General features: G+C 73.2%; 22 protein-coding genes. 9 read left to right on the forward strand and 13 right to left on the reverse strand.

Going from position 1 to position 19783, the window contains the following annotated elements:
• Window positions 1-116 precede the first annotated feature (116 nt).
• From IE99_RS0110530 to IE99_RS0110540, 3 genes are read left to right on the forward strand one after another with little or no spacing between them, the layout of a single operon-like run.
• On the forward strand, window positions 117-689 hold the full coding sequence (locus tag IE99_RS0110530; protein WP_051712367.1) for a GNAT family N-acetyltransferase: 573 nt from the start codon (window positions 117-119) through the stop codon (window positions 687-689).
• Between the two features lie 50 nt (window positions 690-739).
• Window positions 740-2161, forward strand: a complete 1422-nt coding sequence (locus IE99_RS0110535; protein WP_030167488.1) for an NAD(P)/FAD-dependent oxidoreductase — start codon at window positions 740-742, stop codon at window positions 2159-2161.
• A gap of 48 nt (window positions 2162-2209) precedes the next feature.
• The gene (locus IE99_RS0110540) at window positions 2210-3235 is read left to right on the forward strand and encodes a hypothetical protein (protein WP_030167492.1); all 1026 of its coding nucleotides are present in this window, start codon (window positions 2210-2212) and stop codon (window positions 3233-3235) included.
• Here IE99_RS0110540 and IE99_RS0110545 read toward each other — a convergent pair.
• Window positions 3232-4011: an isocitrate lyase/PEP mutase family protein gene (locus tag IE99_RS0110545; protein WP_030167496.1), complete on the reverse strand. Its 780-nt coding sequence runs from the start codon at window positions 4009-4011 to the stop codon at window positions 3232-3234. The genes IE99_RS0110540 and IE99_RS0110545 overlap by 4 nt on opposite strands.
• A 154-nt stretch (window positions 4012-4165) precedes the next feature.
• On the opposite strand from IE99_RS0110545, the gene IE99_RS0110550 reads away from it, so the two are divergent.
• Window positions 4166-4579 carry a hypothetical protein gene (locus IE99_RS0110550; protein ID WP_030167499.1) on the forward strand — a complete coding sequence of 138 codons (414 nt, stop codon included), beginning with the start codon at window positions 4166-4168 and terminating at the stop codon, window positions 4577-4579.
• Window positions 4580-4612: 33 nt separating this feature from the next.
• Here the strand turns inward: IE99_RS0110550 and IE99_RS29035 are convergent, their stop codons facing one another.
• On the reverse strand, window positions 4613-5023 hold the full coding sequence (locus IE99_RS29035; RefSeq protein WP_051712368.1) for an ATP-binding protein: 411 nt from the start codon (window positions 5021-5023) through the stop codon (window positions 4613-4615).
• 185 nt (window positions 5024-5208) lie between these two features.
• Between IE99_RS29035 and IE99_RS0110560 the strand changes: the two genes are divergently transcribed.
• Window positions 5209-6072 (forward strand): helix-turn-helix domain-containing protein, encoded by an 864-nt coding sequence (locus tag IE99_RS0110560; RefSeq protein ID WP_030167507.1) that lies wholly within the window; start codon window positions 5209-5211, stop codon window positions 6070-6072.
• Window positions 6069-6278, forward strand: coding sequence for a DUF397 domain-containing protein (locus IE99_RS0110565; protein ID WP_030167509.1), 210 nt, complete (start codon window positions 6069-6071; stop codon window positions 6276-6278). The genes IE99_RS0110560 and IE99_RS0110565 overlap by 4 nt, the downstream gene beginning before the upstream one ends.
• Window positions 6279-6292: 14 nt before the next feature.
• On the opposite strand, the gene IE99_RS0110570 is transcribed toward IE99_RS0110565, so the two are convergent.
• Complete coding sequence (locus tag IE99_RS0110570; protein WP_030167513.1) at window positions 6293-6736, reverse strand: DUF6194 family protein; 444 nt, start codon at window positions 6734-6736, stop codon at window positions 6293-6295.
• A 92-nt stretch (window positions 6737-6828) separates the two neighbouring features.
• Here IE99_RS0110570 and IE99_RS0110575 point away from each other — a divergent pair, with 92 nt between their 5' ends.
• Both IE99_RS0110575 and IE99_RS0110580 read left to right on the forward strand, forming a co-directional pair.
• Window positions 6829-7512, forward strand: a complete 684-nt coding sequence (locus IE99_RS0110575) for a MerR family transcriptional regulator (protein WP_245623153.1) — start codon at window positions 6829-6831, stop codon at window positions 7510-7512.
• An 87-nt stretch (window positions 7513-7599) separates the two neighbouring features.
• Window positions 7600-8886 (forward strand): phytase, encoded by a 1287-nt coding sequence (locus tag IE99_RS0110580; protein ID WP_051712393.1) that lies wholly within the window; start codon window positions 7600-7602, stop codon window positions 8884-8886.
• Window positions 8887-8973: 87 nt separating this feature from the next.
• Here the strand turns inward: IE99_RS0110580 and IE99_RS0110585 are convergent, their stop codons facing one another.
• Window positions 8974-10182: a hypothetical protein gene (locus IE99_RS0110585; protein ID WP_030167522.1), complete on the reverse strand. Its 1209-nt coding sequence runs from the start codon at window positions 10180-10182 to the stop codon at window positions 8974-8976.
• Window positions 10183-10325: 143 nt separating this feature from the next.
• Here IE99_RS0110585 and IE99_RS0110590 point away from each other — a divergent pair, with 143 nt between their 5' ends.
• Window positions 10326-10898, forward strand: a complete 573-nt coding sequence (locus tag IE99_RS0110590; protein ID WP_030167525.1) for a hemerythrin domain-containing protein — start codon at window positions 10326-10328, stop codon at window positions 10896-10898.
• A gap of 2 nt (window positions 10899-10900) precedes the next feature.
• Here IE99_RS0110590 and IE99_RS0110595 read toward each other — a convergent pair whose 3' ends face one another.
• From IE99_RS0110595 to zwf, 9 genes are all read right to left on the reverse strand, one after another.
• Complete coding sequence (locus tag IE99_RS0110595; RefSeq protein ID WP_030167528.1) at window positions 10901-11653, reverse strand: ABC transporter permease subunit; 753 nt, start codon at window positions 11651-11653, stop codon at window positions 10901-10903.
• Entirely contained in the window at window positions 11650-12543 is an 894-nt protein-coding gene (locus IE99_RS0110600; RefSeq protein WP_030167531.1) for an ABC transporter ATP-binding protein, read from the reverse strand. Before IE99_RS0110600 ends, IE99_RS0110595 begins: the two co-directional genes overlap by 4 nt.
• Window positions 12544-12634: 91 nt before the next feature.
• Window positions 12635-13303 (reverse strand): response regulator transcription factor, encoded by a 669-nt coding sequence (locus IE99_RS0110605; RefSeq protein ID WP_030167533.1) that lies wholly within the window; start codon window positions 13301-13303, stop codon window positions 12635-12637.
• Window positions 13304-13328: 25 nt separating this feature from the next.
• Window positions 13329-14963 carry a pyridoxamine 5'-phosphate oxidase family protein gene (locus IE99_RS0110610; protein ID WP_051712370.1) on the reverse strand — a complete coding sequence of 545 codons (1635 nt, stop codon included), beginning with the start codon at window positions 14961-14963 and terminating at the stop codon, window positions 13329-13331.
• A 41-nt stretch (window positions 14964-15004) separates the two neighbouring features.
• Complete coding sequence (locus tag IE99_RS0110615; RefSeq protein ID WP_030167539.1) at window positions 15005-15337, reverse strand: cupin domain-containing protein; 333 nt, start codon at window positions 15335-15337, stop codon at window positions 15005-15007.
• Between the two features lie 28 nt (window positions 15338-15365).
• On the reverse strand, window positions 15366-16343 hold the full coding sequence (locus IE99_RS0110620; RefSeq protein ID WP_051712371.1) for a L,D-transpeptidase: 978 nt from the start codon (window positions 16341-16343) through the stop codon (window positions 15366-15368).
• A gap of 72 nt (window positions 16344-16415) precedes the next feature.
• A complete protein-coding gene (gene pgl / locus IE99_RS0110625) occupies window positions 16416-17195 on the reverse strand; it encodes a 6-phosphogluconolactonase (RefSeq protein WP_030167545.1) in 780 nt (259 codons plus the stop codon).
• Complete coding sequence (locus tag IE99_RS0110630; RefSeq protein WP_051712372.1) at window positions 17192-18247, reverse strand: glucose-6-phosphate dehydrogenase assembly protein OpcA; 1056 nt, start codon at window positions 18245-18247, stop codon at window positions 17192-17194. The genes pgl and IE99_RS0110630 overlap by 4 nt, the downstream gene beginning before the upstream one ends.
• Entirely contained in the window at window positions 18248-19777 is a 1530-nt protein-coding gene (gene zwf, locus IE99_RS0110635) for a glucose-6-phosphate dehydrogenase (RefSeq protein WP_030167550.1), read from the reverse strand. It lies immediately after the preceding gene.
• Window positions 19778-19783 lie beyond the last annotated feature (6 nt).

Raw genomic sequence — 19783 nt, forward strand, 5'->3', positions numbered from 1 at the left:
TCCCCACCCGGCTTGAGGAGCCCGCCGCGACGGCTTAGCGTTCGGTGGGCGATCGCCACCGGCGCCGGTCCGCCCGTCAACGATTCACGTCCGATGGACCATGCGAGGGAAGGTCGATGAGCGAGGTGCTGCGTACCGGGCGGCTCGAACTGCATCCGGTCGGCTGGAGCGATCACGGGCCGCTGCTGGCGCACTGGACGGGGCCGCTCGTCCGGCGGCACCTGTTCGACGACCGGATGATCTCGCCGGCGCAGGTCACGGAGATCATCGAGGTGAGCGAGCGCGACTTCGCCACCGAGGGCTACGGGCTGTGGGCGCTCCGGCCCGCCGGCCCCGATCCGGCGCCGGCCGGGCCGCTGATCGGGGTCGCCGGGCTGCGCGGCCATGACGGGCCCCTCGACCGCCGGGTGGACGTCGAGATCGTCTACAGCCTGGAACCCGACCGGTGGGGGCGCGGCTACGCGGAGGAGGCGTGCCGGGCCGTCCTGGACTACGCCTTCGAGGTGGTGGGCCTGACCCGGGTCACGGCCGAGATCGACTGCGACAACGCCTCCTCGGCGGACGTGGCGGAGCGGCTCGGCATGCGGCCGTGGCGGGACGGCCCGGACGGTCCCGACGGCGCGGCCTACTACCAGGCGGACCGCACGATGTGGTTCGGATCACGTCGAACCGTGGACGCGTTTCAATAGATCCGATCGTTCTATGGCGCCTTCACTGCGCAATGCCACAGGATGGGCCCATGAGCGTGGCTCCGCTGGCCCCCGGATTCCGCAACGGCGACGTCTCCTACTGGTACCGGGTGTCCGGACGCCCCGAGCCCGGCCCGCCGCTGCCGGGCCCCGCGTCCGCCGACGTGTGCGTCGTCGGCGCCGGGTACACCGGCCTCTGGACGGCGTACTACCTGAAGAAGGCGCGTCCCGGCCTGCGGGTGACGGTCCTGGAGCGGGAGTTCGCCGGGTACGGCGCGTCCGGCCGCAACGGCGGCTGGCTGCTCGGCGAGGTCGCCGGTTCGGTGGAGCGGTACGCCGCCCGGCACGGCCGGCCCGCCGCGATCGCCCTCCAGCACGCGATGTGGGACGCGGTCGACGAGGTCCTGCGGGCCGCCGCGCAGGAGGGCGTCGCGGCGGACGTGGTGAAGGGCGGCGTCCTGACGGTCGCCCGCAACGCCGCCCAGCGCGAGCGTCTCGAGGGGCTGGTGGCACAGTCCCGGGCATGGGGCTGGGGCGAGGACGACCTGATGCTGCTCCCGGACGCCGCGCGCGACGACCGGCTCCGCGTCGCGGGCGCGACCGCCGCCGCGTGGTCCCCGCACTGCGCCCGCGTGCAGCCCGCCGCGCTCGTCCAGGGGCTCGCCGGGGCCGTACGGCGGCTCGGCGTCGAGATCCACGAGCGGACGCCCGTCCTGCGGATCGAGCCCCGGCGCGGCGGCGCGCCCGCCCGCGCGGTCACCCCGCACGGCGACGTGACGGCCGAGTACGTCGTCCGCGCCACCGAGGGCTTCACCGCCGGGATCACCGGGCACCGCCGCGACTGGCTGCCGATGAACAGCTCCATGATCGTCACGACGCCGCTGCCGGACGCGGTGTGGCGGGAGATCGGCTGGGACGGCCGCGAGCTCCTCGGCGACGCCGCCCACTACTACGTCTACGCCCAGCGGACCGCGGACGGCCGCATCGCCCTCGGCGGGCGCGGGAAGCCCTACCGGTACGGGTCCCGGATCGACGACGGCGGGCGCACCGATCCCGCCACGGTCGGCGCCCTCTGGTCGATGCTCACCGCGATGTTCCCCGCCGCGTCGGGGGAGCGGGTCGCGCACGCCTGGTCGGGCGTCCTCGGCGTGCCGCGCGACTGGTGCGCGACCGTCACCCTCGACCGCGTGACCGGACTCGGCCACGCGGGCGGCTACACCGGGCACGGCGTCGCCACCGCCAACCTCGCCGGGCGCACCCTCCGCGACCTGGTGCTGGGGGAGGACACGGCGCTCACCGCCCTGCCGTGGGTCGGCCACCGCGTCCGCCGCTGGGAGCCGGAACCCCTGCGCTGGCTGGGCGTCCAGGCCATGTACGGCCTGTTCCGGGCCGCCGACGGCCGGGAGGCCGCGTCACCGGACGCGAAGACGTCCGTCCTCGCCCGGCTGGCCGGGGCCGTGTCCGGCCACTGACCCCGTCCGGGCGCGCGGAACGTCGGGGGTTGCTGCCATGATCCCCGCATGGCTGACACGACGTACCGCAGGCTGAACGAGCTCGGCATCGCGACGGAGGACGCGGACGGCGCCGACGTCCTCGGGTTCCTCGACGCGTGCGGGCTCGTCGTGTGGGCGCCGGCCGGCGAGGTCGCCGACCTGGAGGCGGCCTACCGCGAGTTCCTAGAGGACGCCGCGGCGTGCGGCGGCGCGCCCGTCGCCGACGTCGAGCTGGTCGTGGACGAGGACGGCGACGAGAGCCTGCACTTCCTGCGCGGCGGCGAGCCGGTGTGGTGGGCGGTCGAGCACCCCGAGCCGGGCCGCCTCGACCTTCAGACGATCATGGAGTGCGTCGACGACCTCGAACCCGCCGGCGACCCCCGCATGTTCTACGCGCTGCCCGGCGAGGACCCCGACGAGGACGACGCCTACGTCCTCGCGACGCCCGAGCAGGCCCGCGTCCTGCGCGACGAGTACGGCCTCGACCTGGAGGGCCTCGACCGGGTGAAGGCGCCGCCCGCCGAGCCGCCCACCGCCGACCCGGGCACGCTCGACTGGTACATGCAGGCCGACCGCGCCCGGATGACCCCGCCGGCCCGCGCCTTCCTCGACCGCTGGACCGACGGCATGGCCGACGCCCTGGGCGAGTGGCGGGTCGCCTGCCTGCCCGCCGGGTTCCCCTTCGACTTCTCGGCCGCGTCCCTGGCCGCGCTGGAGCGGCTCGTCCTCGACCGGTACCCGGACCGCGCGGCCGTGATCGCGGCGGGCGGCGACCCGTTCATCGAGGGCGCCGTCCGCTACCTGGGGGAGTGCCTGCTGCGCGACGTCCCGTGCCGATGGGGCTACCAGGACCTCGGCCTGTCCGACGCCTACGACCGCATCCCGATGGTCCGTTCGAACACCCCGCCGGGCTTCCTGCAGACGGTGATCCCCTTGCACCGCCTCGCCGCGCTGGCCGCCGAGCGCCGTCCCGGCCTGCTGGCCGGCTCGTCCGCGTTCCTGCGCGCCGCCGTCGACGCCCACCGCAAGGCCGTCGCCGCCCGCCGCCCCTAGCCGCCGATCAGGTCCTGGACGTCGTCGTAGGACGGCACGGGGTACGCGCCGCCGTCCTCGCCGGCGATGTCCAGGGCCAGGGCGACCGCCGCCCGGAGCGCCTCACGGAACAGCAGGGAGCCGGTGCTGATGCGGTGCACGCCCAGATCGCCGAGCCGCTTGATGTCCGTCCTGCCCGGGAGGTAGAGGACGTTCAGCGGCAGCGGCACATGGTCGAGGACGGCCCGGATGTCGCCGTCGGCGGCGATGCCGGGGACGAACACGCCGTCCGCCCCCGCGTTGGCGTAGGCGCGGACCCGCCGGAGCGTCTCCTCCAGCACCGGCTGCCCCTGCGCGAGCCAGTAGGTGTCGATGCGGGCGTTGAGGAACACGCCCGGCGCCGAGGCCTTCACGGCCCGCAGCACCTCCGCGTGATCGTGCAGTGGGGCGAGGGCCCCGGCGGGCCGCCCGTCCTCCAGGTTCACCCCCGCGACGCCGAGCCCCGCCAGTTCCGCGACCAGCGCCGCGACGTCCTCCGGGACGGTGGAGAACCCGCCCTCGATGTCGACCGTGACGTGCACCGGCAGCCGGACGAGGGCCTTCGCGAGCGCGATCGTCTCGTGCCTGGTCTTCCCGGCGGCGTCCGCCCGCCCGGCCGCCGCCGCGACCCCGAGGCTCGTCGTGCCGATCGCAGCGAACCCGGCACGCGCGAGGGCCGCCCCGCCCGCGTAATCCCACACGTTCGGCAGCAGCAGCGGACGGCCCGCCGCGTGCAGGTTCCGGAACTCGTCGCTCATCGGCGCCCCCTCGTCACCCCTTGTCCGGACGGGTCGTTCCCTTGATTCGAAACGATCAACCGGTGCACCGCCGCCGGAAGCGCGAGGACGGAGCACTCCGGACGCGATCCTACTCTGAGTTGTCCGATATGCGCACTATGTCATGTGAGGTTCCATGCGCCGCTCCGCCGCCCTCGCCACGTTCGTGGCCGGGCTCGCCCTTCCCCTCGGCCTGACCGCCACGCCCGCCCAGGCGTCCGCGGTCACCAGCTTCACCGTCACGTTCACCTCGCTCAGCGGCGCGCCGATCGACATGACCCGCGCCATCATCCGGTGCGACGGAAGCCTGAGGACGTGTGAGCGCGGGTCCGGACACCTGGCATTCGTGACGACGTCGCGCAACGTCAAGACGATCGACCTGCGCGAGGGCCGCGCTCTCTTGGTCGAGTTCACGGCGGACGCGGGTTTCCGGATGCAGGTGGCTCGCGGTGGCCGCGTGATCCTCGACCGCACGGCGTGGAAGGAGGCCGAAGTCGAGATGTGGACGCGCGGCTTCACCTTCCGGAAGGGCAAGCTGAAGGTCCTCTGAGGTGGCCTGGGCCCCGCGGGTGACCGCGGGGCCTCACGAGTGGGGGAACTCGGCCCACACCACCGTCCGGTCGCCGTCCGGGCGGTGGCCCCACCGCGCCGCGAGGGCGGCCACGATGTGGAGGCCGCGCCCGGCCTCCCCATCCGCCCCGTCCCGCATCCGGGGCCGAGCTCCACCGGCCCCGTCGTCCGCGACCTCGGCCCGCAGCACCCCGGCCCCGGCCCACAGCGCGATGCTGATCTTCCCGCCCCGGCCCGACGCCGTGTGCCGGACGCCGTTGGCCGCGAACTCGCCCACGACGAGCGCCATGTCGTCCAGCACGGCGTCCCCGGGCCGCACGTGCGCGGGCACCAGCGTGTCCCGCAGGAAGCCCCGCGCGTGCCGCGCCGACCGCTCCACACCGGGAAGCGTCAGCACGGCGAGCAGATCCAGTCCGGGTGTCATCGTGATCCCTCCTCGAGATGTCACCCGCCAGGCTGATCGCCCTCCGTCACCCCCTCAATACGTTCCGGGGAGGTGACGTGTATTCACCTGCGGCCCCGTCGAACACCGCGAAGCATCGAAGAACGAATATCTCTAAGTTCCGCGAGGCGGAACCGATCAAGAACACAGCGTGACAGCCTCGATACATGGGGGATGATGATCGGCAGACGTACCGCCGGAGAAGGATCGGCGACGCCCTGCGCGCATTCCGCGACGACCTCGGGTTGACACAAGGTGCGGCCGGCCGTCTTCTTGACCGCTCCCAAGCGTCTCTCAGCGCCTACGAGAACGGCCACAGGGCCATTCGTCCGCGTGACCTCAAGCACATTCTCGACATGTACGGCGTCACGGACGAGCTACTGCGGACGCGCCTCCTTTCCCTCGCGGCACAAGGACGGCAGGACGGCTGGTGGCATGACTTCAACGAGCGACTCGAGCCGGGAGCGGTGGACTTCGTCTCGCTGGAGGCCGATACGTGCAGCATCCGAACCTTCGACGCCCAGCTCATACCCGGTCTCTTCCAGAGCGAGGCGTACGCCCGCGCGGTGATAAGTGGCTCGGGCACCGCCTTACGGCGCTCGCCGCAGGAGATCGAGACCGATGTCAGCTTCCGGATGCGCCGCCAGAGGATTCACACGCGGTGCGATCCGCCGAAGATCGCCGTCGTGCTCGGCGAGGCGGCCCTGCGGCAGCGGACGGGTGGCCGCGATGTCATGCGCGGCCAGCTCGCCAAGCTGCTGGCAATGGGGTCCCTGCCCCACATCGAGTTGCAGGTTCTCCCCTTCGACGTGGAGACGAATCCCGGCGTCGACGGTGCGTTCGTCATCATGGGCCTCGAACCCGACGGGATCCTTGAGGTGGTCACCCTGCACAGCATGACTCGCACCTGGTACGTCGACGAACCGTCGGATGTCGAGCACTATGTCTCGACCTTCGAATGGCTCCGGGAGCTCGCGCTACCCGAACCGGAAACGTTGACGCTGATCGACCGGATATCGTCCGAGACATGAGCGAGCAGACGGCCTCCGCCGCGCGTTGGCGTAAGAGCAGCTTCAGCGGTGGTTCGGGCACCGACTGCGTCGAGGTCGCGGCCGTCGGGTCGAACGTTGCGACTCGGGATTCGAAGGACCCGTCCGGTCCGGTGCTGGGATTTTCTCGGGCGGAGTGGGGGGCTTTCCTCGCGGTGGCGAAGCGCGGCGCGTACGACCTGCCCTGAGCCACGACCTCGCCTTACAGGGCGGCGCGGCGGTCGTGACGCTCGCGGGCTCGGTGGTGGGCCGCTTCCAGCAGCGCCTTCACCGCTGCGGTCGTCTCGGGCCCGGGGTTGACGACGGCGAGCCAGTGCAGCGACCCGTAGACCGGGTGCGGAATGATCACGTCGGAGGCGTCGGGCGTTTCGGGCGCGGTCGCCGTCCAGTGGCGGAACTCCTCCATGCTCGCGGCGATGTTCAGGCGGAACGTGTCCGGGCGGTCGAGGCGGGACGCGGTGTCGTCCGGGTAGTCCTTGGTCACGATCGTCGCGAACGGCTGTGACCTCGGGACCGCACCGTCGGGCGCGTAGTAGAAGAACACGTCGCCCCAGGCGATCTCCGGGGAGCCGTCGCCCTCCCGCGGTGTCAGGACGAGGACGCCTTCCAGAGCGCCGACGAGTTCGATGATGTCGCTGATCCTCATGCTTCAAGCGTTACATTGACGTGCTCATGAAGACTGTTGGCCCTGGAGCACCTGGTCAGCGGGAGCAGAGCCTACACAGGGGGCTGCGTCCCGTGGACGTCGCGCGGCGGGCCGGGTGCTCGGTGCAGCAGGTGAGGGTGCTGGAACGGGAAGGGGTGCTCCCGCCCGCGGCGCGCACGCCGTCGGGGTACCGGGTGTTCGCCGACGTCCACGTGCGGTCCGCGCTCGCGTATCGGGCGCTGGCGGTCGCCGTCGGCCCCGTCCAGGCGAAGCGGATCATGCGGGCCGTTCATCGCGCGCCCGCGCCGACGATCTGCTCGCTGATCGAGACCGCCCACGTCCGGCTGCATGCCGAGCGCGAAGGACTGCGGCTCGCGCGGGAGGCGGCCGCGGCGATCGCCGGTGAACCGCTCGGCGAGGCCGGGCCGGGCGACGCGATGACCGTCTCCGAACTCGCCGGCGCGCTCGGTGTGCGGACGTCGGCCCTGCGGCACTGGGAGGCCGAGGGGCTCATCGCCCCGGCGCGGTCGGCGCGGGGGAGCCGCAGGTACGCGCCGGAGGACGTCCGGGACGCGCGGATCGTTCATCAGCTCCGCCAGGCCGGCCACCGGATCCCGTCGCTGAGGGAGCTGATGCCGCGCGTGCGCCGACGCGACGTGGACGAGATCAGGGGTGCGCTCCACGCGCGGGAAACCGCCCTGAACTCGCGTTCCCGGCACCTGCTCCGGGCGAGCGCCCTTCTCGACACCCTGCTGGAAGCCCCGGGCGAGGAGTGAAGGAGCGCACCCGGCGTTCATCCGGTGGCCGGAGACGCGTTCAGCTTGGGCCTGGGAGCGGTCATCGGACGGCTTTACGATCCCGCCATGCTCTCGACCCTCCTGACGTTCCGTGCGCACCGGTGGATGGCCGGCGGTGCCGCCCTCGCCGTCCTGGCGGCGGGGACGCCCGCGTACGCGGACATCGCCGCCGTCACGCCCCGCGCCGAGACCCCGCCCCTGCACGACGACGAGGCCGGGGGGAACGCCGACGCGGACGATCCGGCGATCTGGCGCGACGCCGCCGACCCCGGCCGGAGCCTGGTCGTCGCCACCGCGAAGGAGGGCGGACTGCGGGTCTACGACCTGGACGCCCGCCTGGTCCAGTCGATCCCCGCTCCGGCGGCGCCCGGACCCGGGGACGCGCCGGGCCGGTTCAACAACGTCGACCTGGTGAACGGGCTGCGCGCGGGAGCGCGCAGGGCGGACGTCGCGGTGACCAGCGACCGCGGCCACGACCGGCTGCGGATCTACCGGATCGACCCGTCGCGTCCCGGCGGGCCGCTCACCGACGTCACCGACCCGGCGGCGCCCCGCGTCTTCTCCGCCGACCAGGGGGAGGTCAACGAGCAGGCGACCGCGTACGGGCTCGCGACCTGGACGGATCGCAGGACGGGCCGCTCGTACGCCCTGGTCAGCCGGCGGAGCCGGACGGCCATCGCGCTGCTCGAACTGAAGGGCACGTCCGCGGGCACCGTCACGTACCGGAAGGTGCGGAGCATCTCCCTGCCCGCGTCGTTCCGGCTGCCCGACGGGAAGACCTGGACGCCCTGCGGCGAGCCGGGCGAACTGCCCCAGGTGGAGGGCATGGTGGTCGACCCCGCGAACGGCACGCTCTACGCGGGTCAGGAGGACGTGGGCCTGTGGCGCGTCCGGGCCGACCTCACCGGCGCGCCGCGGCTGGTGGACAGGGTCGGGGAGTACGGGGTGCCGGGCACGTACGACCCGGCGACCGAAGAGTGCGCACCCGGCGCCGACCCCGGGTTCGGCGGTGAGCGGCTGGCCGCGGACGTCGAGGGCCTGACCCTGCTCACCGAGCGCGGCGGCGACGGCTACGTGCTGGCGTCCAGCCAGGGCGACGACACGTTCGCCGCCTACGACCGGGAGCCCGACGACGGCAACGAGTACGAGGGCGGCTTCCGCGTCACCGCGTCGGCGACGGTGGACGGCGTCCAGGAGTGCGACGGCGCCGCCGCCCTCAACGCCCCGCTCGGGCCGAGGTACCCGCGCGGCCTCCTGGTCGTCCAGGACGGGGACGACACCCCCGGCGACCGCGAGGCCACCGGCTTCAAGTTCGTCGACCTCGGCACGGTGCTCGCGGCCCTCGACGACTGATCGCGCGGCCGCCGGCCACGGCGGGCCTCGCGACCGGACGCCGTCCCGCTCGGAGTCGTCCTTCACGCGGACGGGACCGGCGGGCCCCTACCGGGTGCCGGCCTTCTCGCGGAGGCGGGGGACCGGGTTCGGGCCCTCGGTCTCGAGCCGGTACTCCTGGCCGTACTTGTCGCGGTGCTCGTCGATGACGCGCTCGCTGGCGGGGCGCTGGGCGTTGATCTCGGCCTGCATCTCCTCGAACCGCTCGTGCATGTCCTGCACGTATCCGGTGCCCAGGGTGGTGTAGTCGATCTGGGTGGCGAGCAGCTCCCGGACGAGCCGCTTGTTCGGCTCGAACGTGACGGGCTCGGGGAGCGCGGGCGCGAGGATGCTCTCCGGGTCGCGGCCGTCGTGGCTGCGCATCAGGTCGCAGGCGATCTGGAGGTGCTCCAGCTCCATGTTGAGGTGCAGCTCCCAGATCGCCTTGATGCGCGGGTCGGTCTCGGTCTGCATGAACGAGTAGTACAGGTAGCACTCGTTGTACTCGTGGTTGACGAGCCGCTCCCACCAGGTCTCGCCGGGGTCGACGAGGGACTCGTAGTGGGTGACGTGCTCCTCCTCGATGAGCCCGATCTCCTGGTAGAGCTGGCGGGCGATCGGCTCCATGTACATGGGGCCGACGTTCATGTAGAAGTTCATCGTCTGCTGCTCGGCCGACATGATCGTCAGCGCGTGCAGTTTGGAGATCGGGGCCGCGGTGGCGCGGTCGTAGGGCTCGCGGACGTTGTCCATCGGGTCGCGGTGGTGCAGGTACGTCGGGCGTCCGGGGGTCACCTCGGTGAGCTCCTGGACGATCTTCTCCGCCTTGCGGTGCTCGATCATCTCGTACAGGTTGGCGTACCGGTACAGGTGGTCGAAGTCCTCCAGCAGCCCGAACTGGTACGCCTGCTTGAGGTAGGGGTCGGGTTCCATGCGCGCGACCCAGCCGGTGAGGTCCACGGCGACCTGCTCGTAGGCGATGGTGGTCTCCAGGACGGACGACTGGCCCGGCAGCAGCCAGTTGACGACCTTCTGCTGCTGCTGCTCGATGTACCGGACGCGGGCGAGGCGCTGCTTGACCGCCGGGTCGGGGCAGACCCGGTTGAAGTTGTGGCTGAACATGATCGCCTCGACCTCGATGCCGTTCATCGCGATGATGCGGCACCGGGTGTAGGGATCGGCGTTGTCCGGGTCGATGGGCTCGACGTTGAGCTCGCTCCAGTTGCGGAGCTGGTCGTCGAGCGGGATTCCACGGTGCTCGAGCGGGTTGAAGGCCACGAGGTCGGCCCCTTCCGGTGAGACGGGTCACGGCGCATCCCCCCTACCCATGAGGGCGGTGTCCGCACATGCCGTCCGCCCCGGCGTACTCCGGCCGGTCGCGGGTAACGGACCGGGAGAGCCGGACGAAAACGGGGAGCACCATGAGCGCCACCACGCCCGAGAAGGTGAAGGCGAACGACGTCGTCGACCTGCTGCGCGCGCAGCACGGCCGGATCAGGGACCTGTTCGACGCGGTCGCGAAGTCGGACGGGAAGGAGCGCACGGACGCCTTCCGCGACCTGGTGCGGCTGCTGGCCGTGCACGAGACGGCCGAGGAGGAGATCGTCCACCCGATGGCGCGGAGCCTGCCCGGCGGCGACGGCATCGTTGACGACCGTCTCGAGGAGGAGCGGCGGGCGAAGGAGATGCTCTCCGAACTCGACGGCATGGACACGGCCGACCCCGCGTTCCTCCCCAAGCTGGATGAACTGCGCATGGCGGTGCTCACCCACGCCCGCGCCGAGGAGCGGTACGAGTTCGACCGGCTCGGCGACCGGTTCAACGCGGCCCAGCTGAAGGGGCTCGCCGCGGCGGTGCGGGCCGCGGAGGCGATCGCCCCCACGCACCCGCACCCCGGCACGGAGAGCGCGGCGAAGAACATGCTGGCCGGGCCCGCCGTGGCGGTGATGGACCGCGTCCGCGACATGATCCGGGACGCCCGCGACAAGTCCTGAGGTCAGGACACCTCGCGGCGCGCCAGCCGGACGGCGCCCACCGCCAGGGGCAGCGCCAGCCAGAGGACGAGCGACGTCCCGACGCGCGACCACTCGGCGGTGGTCACGTTGTGCTCCAAGAGGGCTTTGAGGGTCAGGTTGGTGTCCAGCCAGGCCGCCGGCTCCTTCAGCCGCCTGATCGACTGTCCGGCGATCGTCCAGACGGTGGGCAGCAGGAAGTACAGCACGATGGCGAGCGCCGGGTTCATCAGCAGCGCGCCGAACGCCACGCCGATCATCACCACCAGTACCGCGTGCAGGACGGTGGTCGCGACGAGGGAGGGCGGCAGCGTCCAGGCCCCGCCGGAGCGTCCGAGGAGCGCCCCGGCGGCGCGGGCCGCATACCCGGAGGCCAGCCCGATCACGGCGTAGAGCGCGCCGAGCGCCGCGCCCGCCAGGAGCTTCGCGGCCAGGACGCGGCCGCGCTGGGGGACGAGGGCGAACGTCGATATGGCCGTTCGCTGCGACCATTCGGCCGTGACCGACAGGATGCCGAGGAGGGGCAGCAGCAGCGTCCCCACCTGCGAGGAGATGAACAGCTCCGTCATCGTCTGATCCTGCTTCGGCACCGTGTAGAGGACGACGGGCAGCAGCACGAGCGTGCTGAGCCCGACGAGGGCGAGCAGCCAGCGTCCGGACCGGGTGTCGGTCATCTTCCGCAGCTCCACCACGACCAGCAGCGGCAGGGGCGGGCGGGCGGGTTCGAGCAGGGTCATCGGGAGGCCCCTTCCAGCGCGGGCGCGGACGTGAGGGTCAGGAACAGCTTTTCCAGGCCGCCGCCCGCCGGGCGCAGCTCCAGCAGGACGGCTCCGGCGGAGGCGGCGGCGCGACCGACCTCCTCGGCGGTGGCGGCGACGAGGAACGCGCCGTCCGGCTGCGGTTCGCACGGCCGGGGGGCGAGCGCGGCGGCGAGCGCGGCGGGGTCGAGCGCGCGGACGTAGGTGCGGCCGTCCGCCGACAGCAGGGCCTCCTTCGTGCCCTGCGCCGCGACGCGTCCCCGCACGATGACGACGAGGCGGTCGGCGACGGCCTCGACCTCGCGCAGCAGGTGGGAGGAGAGCAGGACGGTGCCGCCCCGGTCGGCGAAGTCGCGCAGCAGCCCCCGCATCCAGTGGATCCCCTCGGGGTCGAGGCCGTTGGCGGGCTCGTCCAGGATCAGGACGCCCGGGTCCCCGACGAGGGCCTGGGCGATGCCGAGCCGCTGACGCATCCCGAGCGAGTATCCCCGGACGCGGCGCCGCGCGGGCCTGCCCGCGAGGCCGACCTGGTCGAGCAGTTCCGGGACGCGGTCGCGCCCCGTGCCGATGACCGCCGCGGTGAGGGCGAGGGTCTCCCGGCCGGAGCGGCCCGGATGCTGCGCGGAGGCGTCCAGCAGCAGCCCGACGTGCCGCCCCGGGTTGGCGATGCGCCGGTAGGGGACTCCCTTCACGGTCGCGGTCCCCGACGTCGGCGGCGTCAGCCCGCAGATCATCCGCATGGTGGTGGACTTGCCCGCGCCGTTCGGGCCGAGGAAGCCGGTGACGGTGCCGGGCGGGCAGTGGAACGAGACGTCCTCGACGGCGGTGACGTCCCCGTACCGCTTGGTGAGGCGGTCGACTGTGATCATGCGTCCAGCGTCGCCCGCGGACGGGCCGCGCCGAATCCGTCCGGCGGCCATGCCGCGGCGACCTAAGTCGGGAACGGGGATGGCCGGTCGGCTACTCCCCGAGCGCCGCGTCGTGGACGAGGAGCGCGATCTGGACGCGGTTGTTCAGCTCCAGCTTGGTCAGCAGGCGCGACACGTACGCCTTGACGGTCGCGACGCTGAGGGCGAGCTCGGCGCCGATCTCGCCGTTGGTGCGGCCCCGCCCGACGAGGGCGGCGACGGCGCGCTCGCCGTCCGACAGCCGGTCCAGCAGGGCGCGGGCGCGCTCGCGGCGCGGGTCGGGCCCGGTGCGGTCGGCGACGTAGGCCATCATCTTGCGCAGCACGGCCGGGGACAGCATCGGCTCGCCCGCCGCGACCTGCCGGATCGCGCGGACGATCTCCTGCGGCGGGGTGTGCTTGAGCAGGAAGCCGCTCGCCCCGGCGCGCATCGCGCGCACGATGTGGTCGTCGGTGTCGAACGTGGTCAGGATGATGATCTCGGGCGGCTCGCGGCGCGCGCGGAGCAGCTCGGTCGCGGCGATGCCGTCCAGCCGGGGCATCCGGACGTCCATCAGGACGACGTCGGGCCGGTGCGCGTTCACGGCGGGCACCACCTCGGCGCCGTCGGCGACGTCCCCGACGATCTCGAGGTCCCCGGCGCCCGAGAGCATCATCGTCAGCCCGGCGCGGACCAGCGCGTCGTCGTCCACGATGAGCACGCGGATGGGGGAGGCGTCCATCCCCCCAGCCTAGTGAGGATCGCCCTCAGTGGTGCAGACGGCGGCCGCTGACGCTGCTGGGCTGGAGCCGGAACCACTCCTCGTGCTCGCCTCCGGGCCACGGCTCGACGGCGGCGGGACGCTCGTCCGGGGCCAGGTGATGGGCGCCGCCGCGCAGCAGGACGCTCCAGCCCTCCTCGCTGGCGTGGTCGATCTCGTCGACCTCGAAGGCGACCCGGACGTGCCCGCCGCCCGCGACCTCCGTGAGCAGGGTGCGGCTGAGCCGGGCGTGCGTGGACGTCCGGAACACCACCGACCCGTTCTCGACGGTGTAGTTGACGGGGATCACGGTGGGACCCTCGCCGTCCTCGAACGCGACCCGGCCGATGCCGCCGGGGGCGATGAGGGCCAGGCACGCCGCCCGGTCGAGCTCTTCCAGGACGGGTTTGGCGGACGGATCAGCAGCCATGTGCACCCCCATGCCCTCTGCGGGGCCGGCCCATGCGTCCTTGGCGTGCGCCGTGTCCCCGTCATGATCATAGGGGAGCGGGAGGCGGGCGTGCAGGCGGAAGCGCCCGTCGCCGGTCCGGCCGTGCTCCAGCGCCCCGCCGAGCAGCGCGACGCGCTCGCCGAGGCCGACCAGGCCGGCGCCCGCGCCGGGCAGCGGGAGCGGCGGCGGGCCGGGCGGCAGCGGATTGACGATCTCGATGCCGAGGGACGACCCGCCTGGGGCGGTCAGGGCGACCCGGACGTGCGCGCCCGGCGCGTGCTTGCGGGCGTTCGTCAGGCCCTCCTGGACGATCCGGTAGGCGTGCCGCCCGATCCGCGCGGGGATCGCGCCGGGATCGGGGACGCGGTCGTCCAGCGTGACGCGCAGCCCCGCGCGGCGCGACTCGTCGAGAAGGGCGGGGACGTCGGTGAGGGCGGGCTGCGGCCGGTCCCGGTCGGCGCCGGGGGAGTCGTCGCGCAGGACGCGGACGACCTCGCGCAGGTCCTCCATCGCCTCGTACGCGCAGCTCCGGATGACCCCGGCGGCCTCCCGCTGCCCGGCGGGCGCGTCCGGGTGGAACTCCAGCGCGCCCGCGTGCACGGCGAGCAGCGAGATCCGGTGCGCGAGGACGTCGTGCATCTCGCGGGCGATCCGCTCCCGCTCCAGGAGCCGGGCCTCCTCGACGCGCAGCCGCTGCTCCTCCTCGGCGGCCCGCGCGCGCTCGTCCATCGACGCCAGCAGCTGCCGCCGCGACCGCACGAGCATGCCCGTCGAGACGACGATCCCGTACAGCAGGCCGAACACCAGGAGGGCCTCGCGGTACTCGTCGTCCGGGATCGGCGCGACCCCCCAGACCACGGCGAGCACGCCGAAGGCTCCGGCGGCGACCGGCAGCGCCGTCCGCCAGGGCCGGTGGACGGCCAGCGAGAACAGCGCGACGGCCGAGCATCCGAGCGCGCTCGCGGAGAACATCTGCGCCGCCGTCATCGCGAAGGCGAGGCCGACCGGGTACCGGTGGCGCAGCAGCCCCAGCGCGATCAAGCTCGCGGCGCCGATCGCGAGGTCGCGGGGGACGTGGACGTCGTCGCCGTCGCTGAGCGAGGCATGGAGCAGGGCCAGCCCCAGGGCCGCCGCGGCGGCGAGGACCGCGGCGGACCGGAGCCGGTCACGCCATGATCGCGACAGGTGCACGGCACCACCGTACGCCGCGCGGCGCCGTGCCGCGGGTGCCGTCAACCGGTCTTGGCGACGGTGAGCAGGAGGGCGGAGTCCTCCAGCGCCTCGACGGCGTGCCGGCGCGGCGGAATGATGATCATGTCGCCGGCGATGCCGTCCCACGCGTCGTCGCCCGCGGTGAGCCGCACCCGCCCGCGCAGGACGTGCAGGGTCGCCTCGCCGGGGCTCTCGTGCTCGGCGAGCGAGGTCCCGGCGGTCAGCGCGATCAGGGTGTGCCGGAGGACCTGCTCGTGCCCGCCGTACACGGTGTCGGAGCTGCGCCCCGTCGAGGCCGCGGCGGCGCGCTGGAGATGGTCCTTCACCCGGGCGTCCAAGGAGATCTTGTGCATGGCCCCCAGTGTGGCACCCGTGCCGGGATCACCAGAGCGGGCGCCCCTTGACGCCCCTGTCGAAGGCGCTGCCGAGCTTCCACCGGTCCCAGGAGAGCACCCACGGCGTCGGGCCGTTGCCGAACGTCAGGGTGCGGCCCGTTCCGGACACCCGGATGATGTCGCCCCGGTTGGTGAACCGGTAGAACCAGTAGGCGTTGGACGGGGACAGGTTGACGCAGCCGTGGCTGACGTTGCGGTCGCCCTGGTCGTCCACCGACCACGGCGCGGAGTGCACGAACGTGCCGCTGTAGGTGATCCGGACGTTCCAGCGGGTGGTCACGCGGTACTCGCCGGGCAGCCCGATGGTGTCCGAGTCCATGATCATCTTGGCGCGCTTCTCCTGCGCGATCATGGTGCCGGACCAGGTGCGGAACCCCCGCTTGCCGAGGCTCACCGGCATGCTGCGGATCACCCGGCCGTTCTTGCGCACGACGGCCCGCAGGGTCCTGTCCCGGATGCGGGTGACGTGCCGCTGGCCGACCCTGAAGTTCAGGACGCGGTCGTGCGCCCCGTACAGGCCCTTCCCGATCCGGACGCCCTTCAGGTCGGCGAACACCTGCACCCGCTGGCCGACGGGCCAGTACCGCCGCGGCCGGAAGTCGACCTCCCGGTCGCTGATCCAGTGCCAGGCGCCCCAGACCGGCCTCGACATCCGCACGGTCAGGCGGCGCTCCACCGTCCGCTTCCCCCACGCGCTGCCGATCGCCCTGGAGAAGAACACCTGGACGGGCATCCCGACCCCGACCCGCTCGTCCTCCAGCGGCGACATCCGCAGCCAGACCCGGTCCGCGCGCTGCCGCGCCGCCGCGGGCTCCGCGCTCCCGGCCGCCGCCCCCGGCCGGGACGCGCGCGCGTCACCCGGTCCGGTGTCCCGGGCGGCGAGGGCGGACACGCTCCCCGACGACGCGAGCGCCGCGGTCATGGTGACCACGACGCCCGCCCGCACGGCCATGTGCTCGTTCATGCCGATCCCCCCAAACCGACGCACGACCATTCAATGAGTTATGCGCGATTTCGAGGGACTTAACCGGCGCTGTCAGGGCGAGGCGATCCGCTCGATGCCCGGCGGGAGCTCGGACGCGGCCGCGCGGTCCAGCAGCAGCAGCGTCCGCTGCCGCCCCCGCGCCCCCGCGACCGGCACCTGCACCGGCCCGGCCTCCGACAGCCCCAGCCGGACCGCCTTCGCCTTCGCCTCCCCGGCCGCGAGGAGCCACACCTCCCGCGCCGCGTTCAGCGCGGGCAGCGTCAGCGTGATCCGGGTCGGCGGCGGCTTCGGCGCCCCCCGCACCGCGACGACCGGACGCTCGTCGTACAGCGCCGGCATCTCCGGGAACAGCGACGCCACGTGCGCGTCCGGGCCGACCCCCAGCATCAGCACGTCGAACGACGGCACCGGGCCGTGGTCCTCCGGCCGGGCCGCGGCCCGCAGCTCCTCGGCGTACCGGGCGGCGGCCGCCTCCGGGTCGTCGCCGTCCGGGCCGTCCGGCGACGGCATCGGATGCACCCGCGCCGGATCGACCGGCACGTGGTCGAGAAGCGCCTCCCGGGCACCGGTCTCGTTGCGGCCGGTGTCGCCGGACGGCAGGAACCGCTCGTCGCCCCACCACAGGTCCAGGCGGCGCCAGTCGATCGCGTCCCGCGCCCCGGTCGCGGCGAGCGCGGCCAGCACGGCCGTGCCCATCCCGCCGCCGGTCAGCACCACCGAGGCCGATCCGCGCGCGGCCTGCACGTCCACGATCCGCGTGAGGAGCCGCGCCGCGACCGCCTTGGCGAGCACGTCCTGATCCCGGTGGATCACCACCGCGGGGGGTGTCATCCCGCCTCCGTCCCGCGGTCCGGCCGCTTGCCGGACCGCCCGCCCGAGCGGCCCTTGGCGGCCGCCTTCGCCGCGGGCGACGTCGCGGCGCCGGCGGACGCCGACACCGGCGCCTCCGCGACGCCCTCGTCGCTCGCCCCGCCGGCCAGGTCCTTCGCGAACCGGGCCGCGGCCTCCTGGTAGACCTCGTCCGGATCGAGCCGCCGCAGCTCCTCGGCGAGCAGCTCGGCGAGCGGCCGGCGCATCAGCGACACCTGCCGGTCGGGCTGCCCGGGACGCGACAGGGTCGCGGTCCGGCCGTCCGGGCGGGACACCGCGATGTCGCCGCCGGTCGTCCGCAGCCGGACGCCGGTGATGCCCGGACCGCCCGACACGGTCCGGTCCATCGGGACGCCCAGCCGGATCGACAGCCACGCGGCGAGCAGCTCCGCCGACGGGCTGTCCGGTTCCGCGCTGACCTCCCCGGAGACGATCTCGTCGTAGTCCTGGTCGAGGGACGCCGCCAGCAGCGACCGCCACGACGTCAGCCGCGTCCAGGTGAAGTCGGTGTCCCCGGGCCGGTAGCCCTCCGCGAGCCGCGCCAGGGTGCCGAGCCGGTCGCCGGCCGCGTAGGCGTCGGTGACCCGCCGCTGCGCGAGCGCGCCCAGCGGCGACCTCGACGGCGCGGACGGCACGTTCCCGCCCGGCCACCACGTCACGACGGGGGTGTCCGGCATCAGCAGCGGGACGATCACCGAGTCGGAGTGCTCGGCGAGCGGCCCGTACATGCGCAGCAGCACCGTCTCGCCGGGCCCGGTCTCGCCCATCCGGATCTCGGCGTCCAGCCGGGACGAGCCGCCGCGCGGATCCCGGGAGATCACGGTGAGCACGCGGCAGGGATGCTCGCGCGCCGCCTCCGTCGCGGCCCGGACCGCGTCGTACTGCGCCGACTCGTCCGTCACGATGATCAGGGTGAGCACCATCCCGACCGCGGGACCGCCCATCAGGTGCCGCGCCTGCGTCAGCGCCTCCTGGATCCGGCGGGTGCTGGTTCCGGTCAGATCGATGTTCATCTAGAGCCGCCTCCAAACACGGCCGTCGCGCGCCATCAGCTCGTCGGCGCTGTCGGGCCCGTAACCGCCGGACTTGTACTGGTCGACGCCCTCCTGGCCCGCCCAGAACTCGGTGATCGGGTCGAGGATCCGCCAGGACAGCTCGACCTCCTCCTGCCGGGGGAACAGCGGCGGGTCGCCGATCAGGACGTCCAGCAGCAGCCGCTCGTACGCCTCCGGGGACGACTCGGTGAACGACTCGCCGTACGCGAAGTCCATGTTGACGTCGCGGATCTCCATCGACGTGCCCGGCACCTTCGAGCCGAACCGGACCGTGATGCCCTCGTCCGGCTGGACCCGCATCACCAGGGCGTTCTGCCCCAGCTCCTCGGTGTCGGTCTGCGAGAACGGCAGGTGCGGCGCCTGCTGGAACACCATCGCCACCTCCGTCACCCGGCGGCTGAGCCGCTTCCCGGCGCGCAGGTAGAACGGGACGCCCGCCCACCGGCGGTTGTCGATCTCCAGCTTGATCGCCGCGTAGGTCTCGGTGCGGGAGTCGGCGGGGATGCCCTCCTCGTCGAGGTAGCCGCGCACGCTCACGCCGCCCTGCCAGCCCGCCGCGTACTGGCCCCGGGCCACCGACGCCGCGAGGTCGCCGGGCACCCGCACCGACGACAGGATCTTCGCCTTCTCCGCGCGGACCGCCTCCGCGCTGAACGACGTCGGCTCCTCCATCGCGATCAGCGCCAGCAGCTGCAGCAGGTGGTTCTGGATGACGTCGCGGGCGGCGCCGATGCCGTCGTAGTAGCCGGCCCGGCCGCCGATGCCGATGTCCTCCGCCATCGTGATCTGCACGTGGTCGACGTACGACCGGTTCCAGATCGGCTCGTACATCGTGTTCGCGAACCGCAGCGCCAGGATGTTCTGCACCGTCTCCTTGCCGAGGTAGTGGTCGATCCGGAAGATCGACTCCTCGGGGAAGACGCGGTGGACGGTGGCGTTCAGCTCCTTCGCCGTCTTCAGGTCGCTGCCGAACGGCTTCTCGATGACGACCCGCCGCCACTGCCTCTCGTCCTGCCGCTCGGCCAGCCCGCAGCGCTGCAGCTGCTCGACGACCTGCGGGAAGAACCGGGGCGGGATCGACAGGTAGAACGCGTAGTTGCCGCCCGTCCCGCGGACGGCGTCCAGCTCCTTCACCGCCATCGCGAGCGCCTCGAACGCCCCCGGGTCGGAGAACTCGCCCGGGACGAAGTGCATCCCCTCCGACAGGTGCTCCCAGACGTCCTCGCGGAACGGCGTGCGGGCGTGCGCCTTCACCGACTCGTACGCGATCTGCTTGAAGTCCTCGCTCTCCCAGTCGCGGCGGGCGAAGCCGATCAGCGAGAAGCCCGGCGGCAGCAGCCCGCGGTTCGACAGGTCGTAGATCGCGGGGAGGAGCTTCTTGCGGGACAGGTCCCCGGTGACCCCGAACAGCACGAGCACGCACGGCCCGGCCACCCGGGGCAGGCGCTTGTCCCGCGGATCCCGGAGCGGGTTGGCTGTGTTGGTCACGTGACG

Source organism: Spirillospora albida (assembly GCF_000718255.1).
Lineage (GTDB): Bacteria > Actinomycetota > Actinomycetes > Streptosporangiales > Streptosporangiaceae > Spirillospora > Spirillospora albida.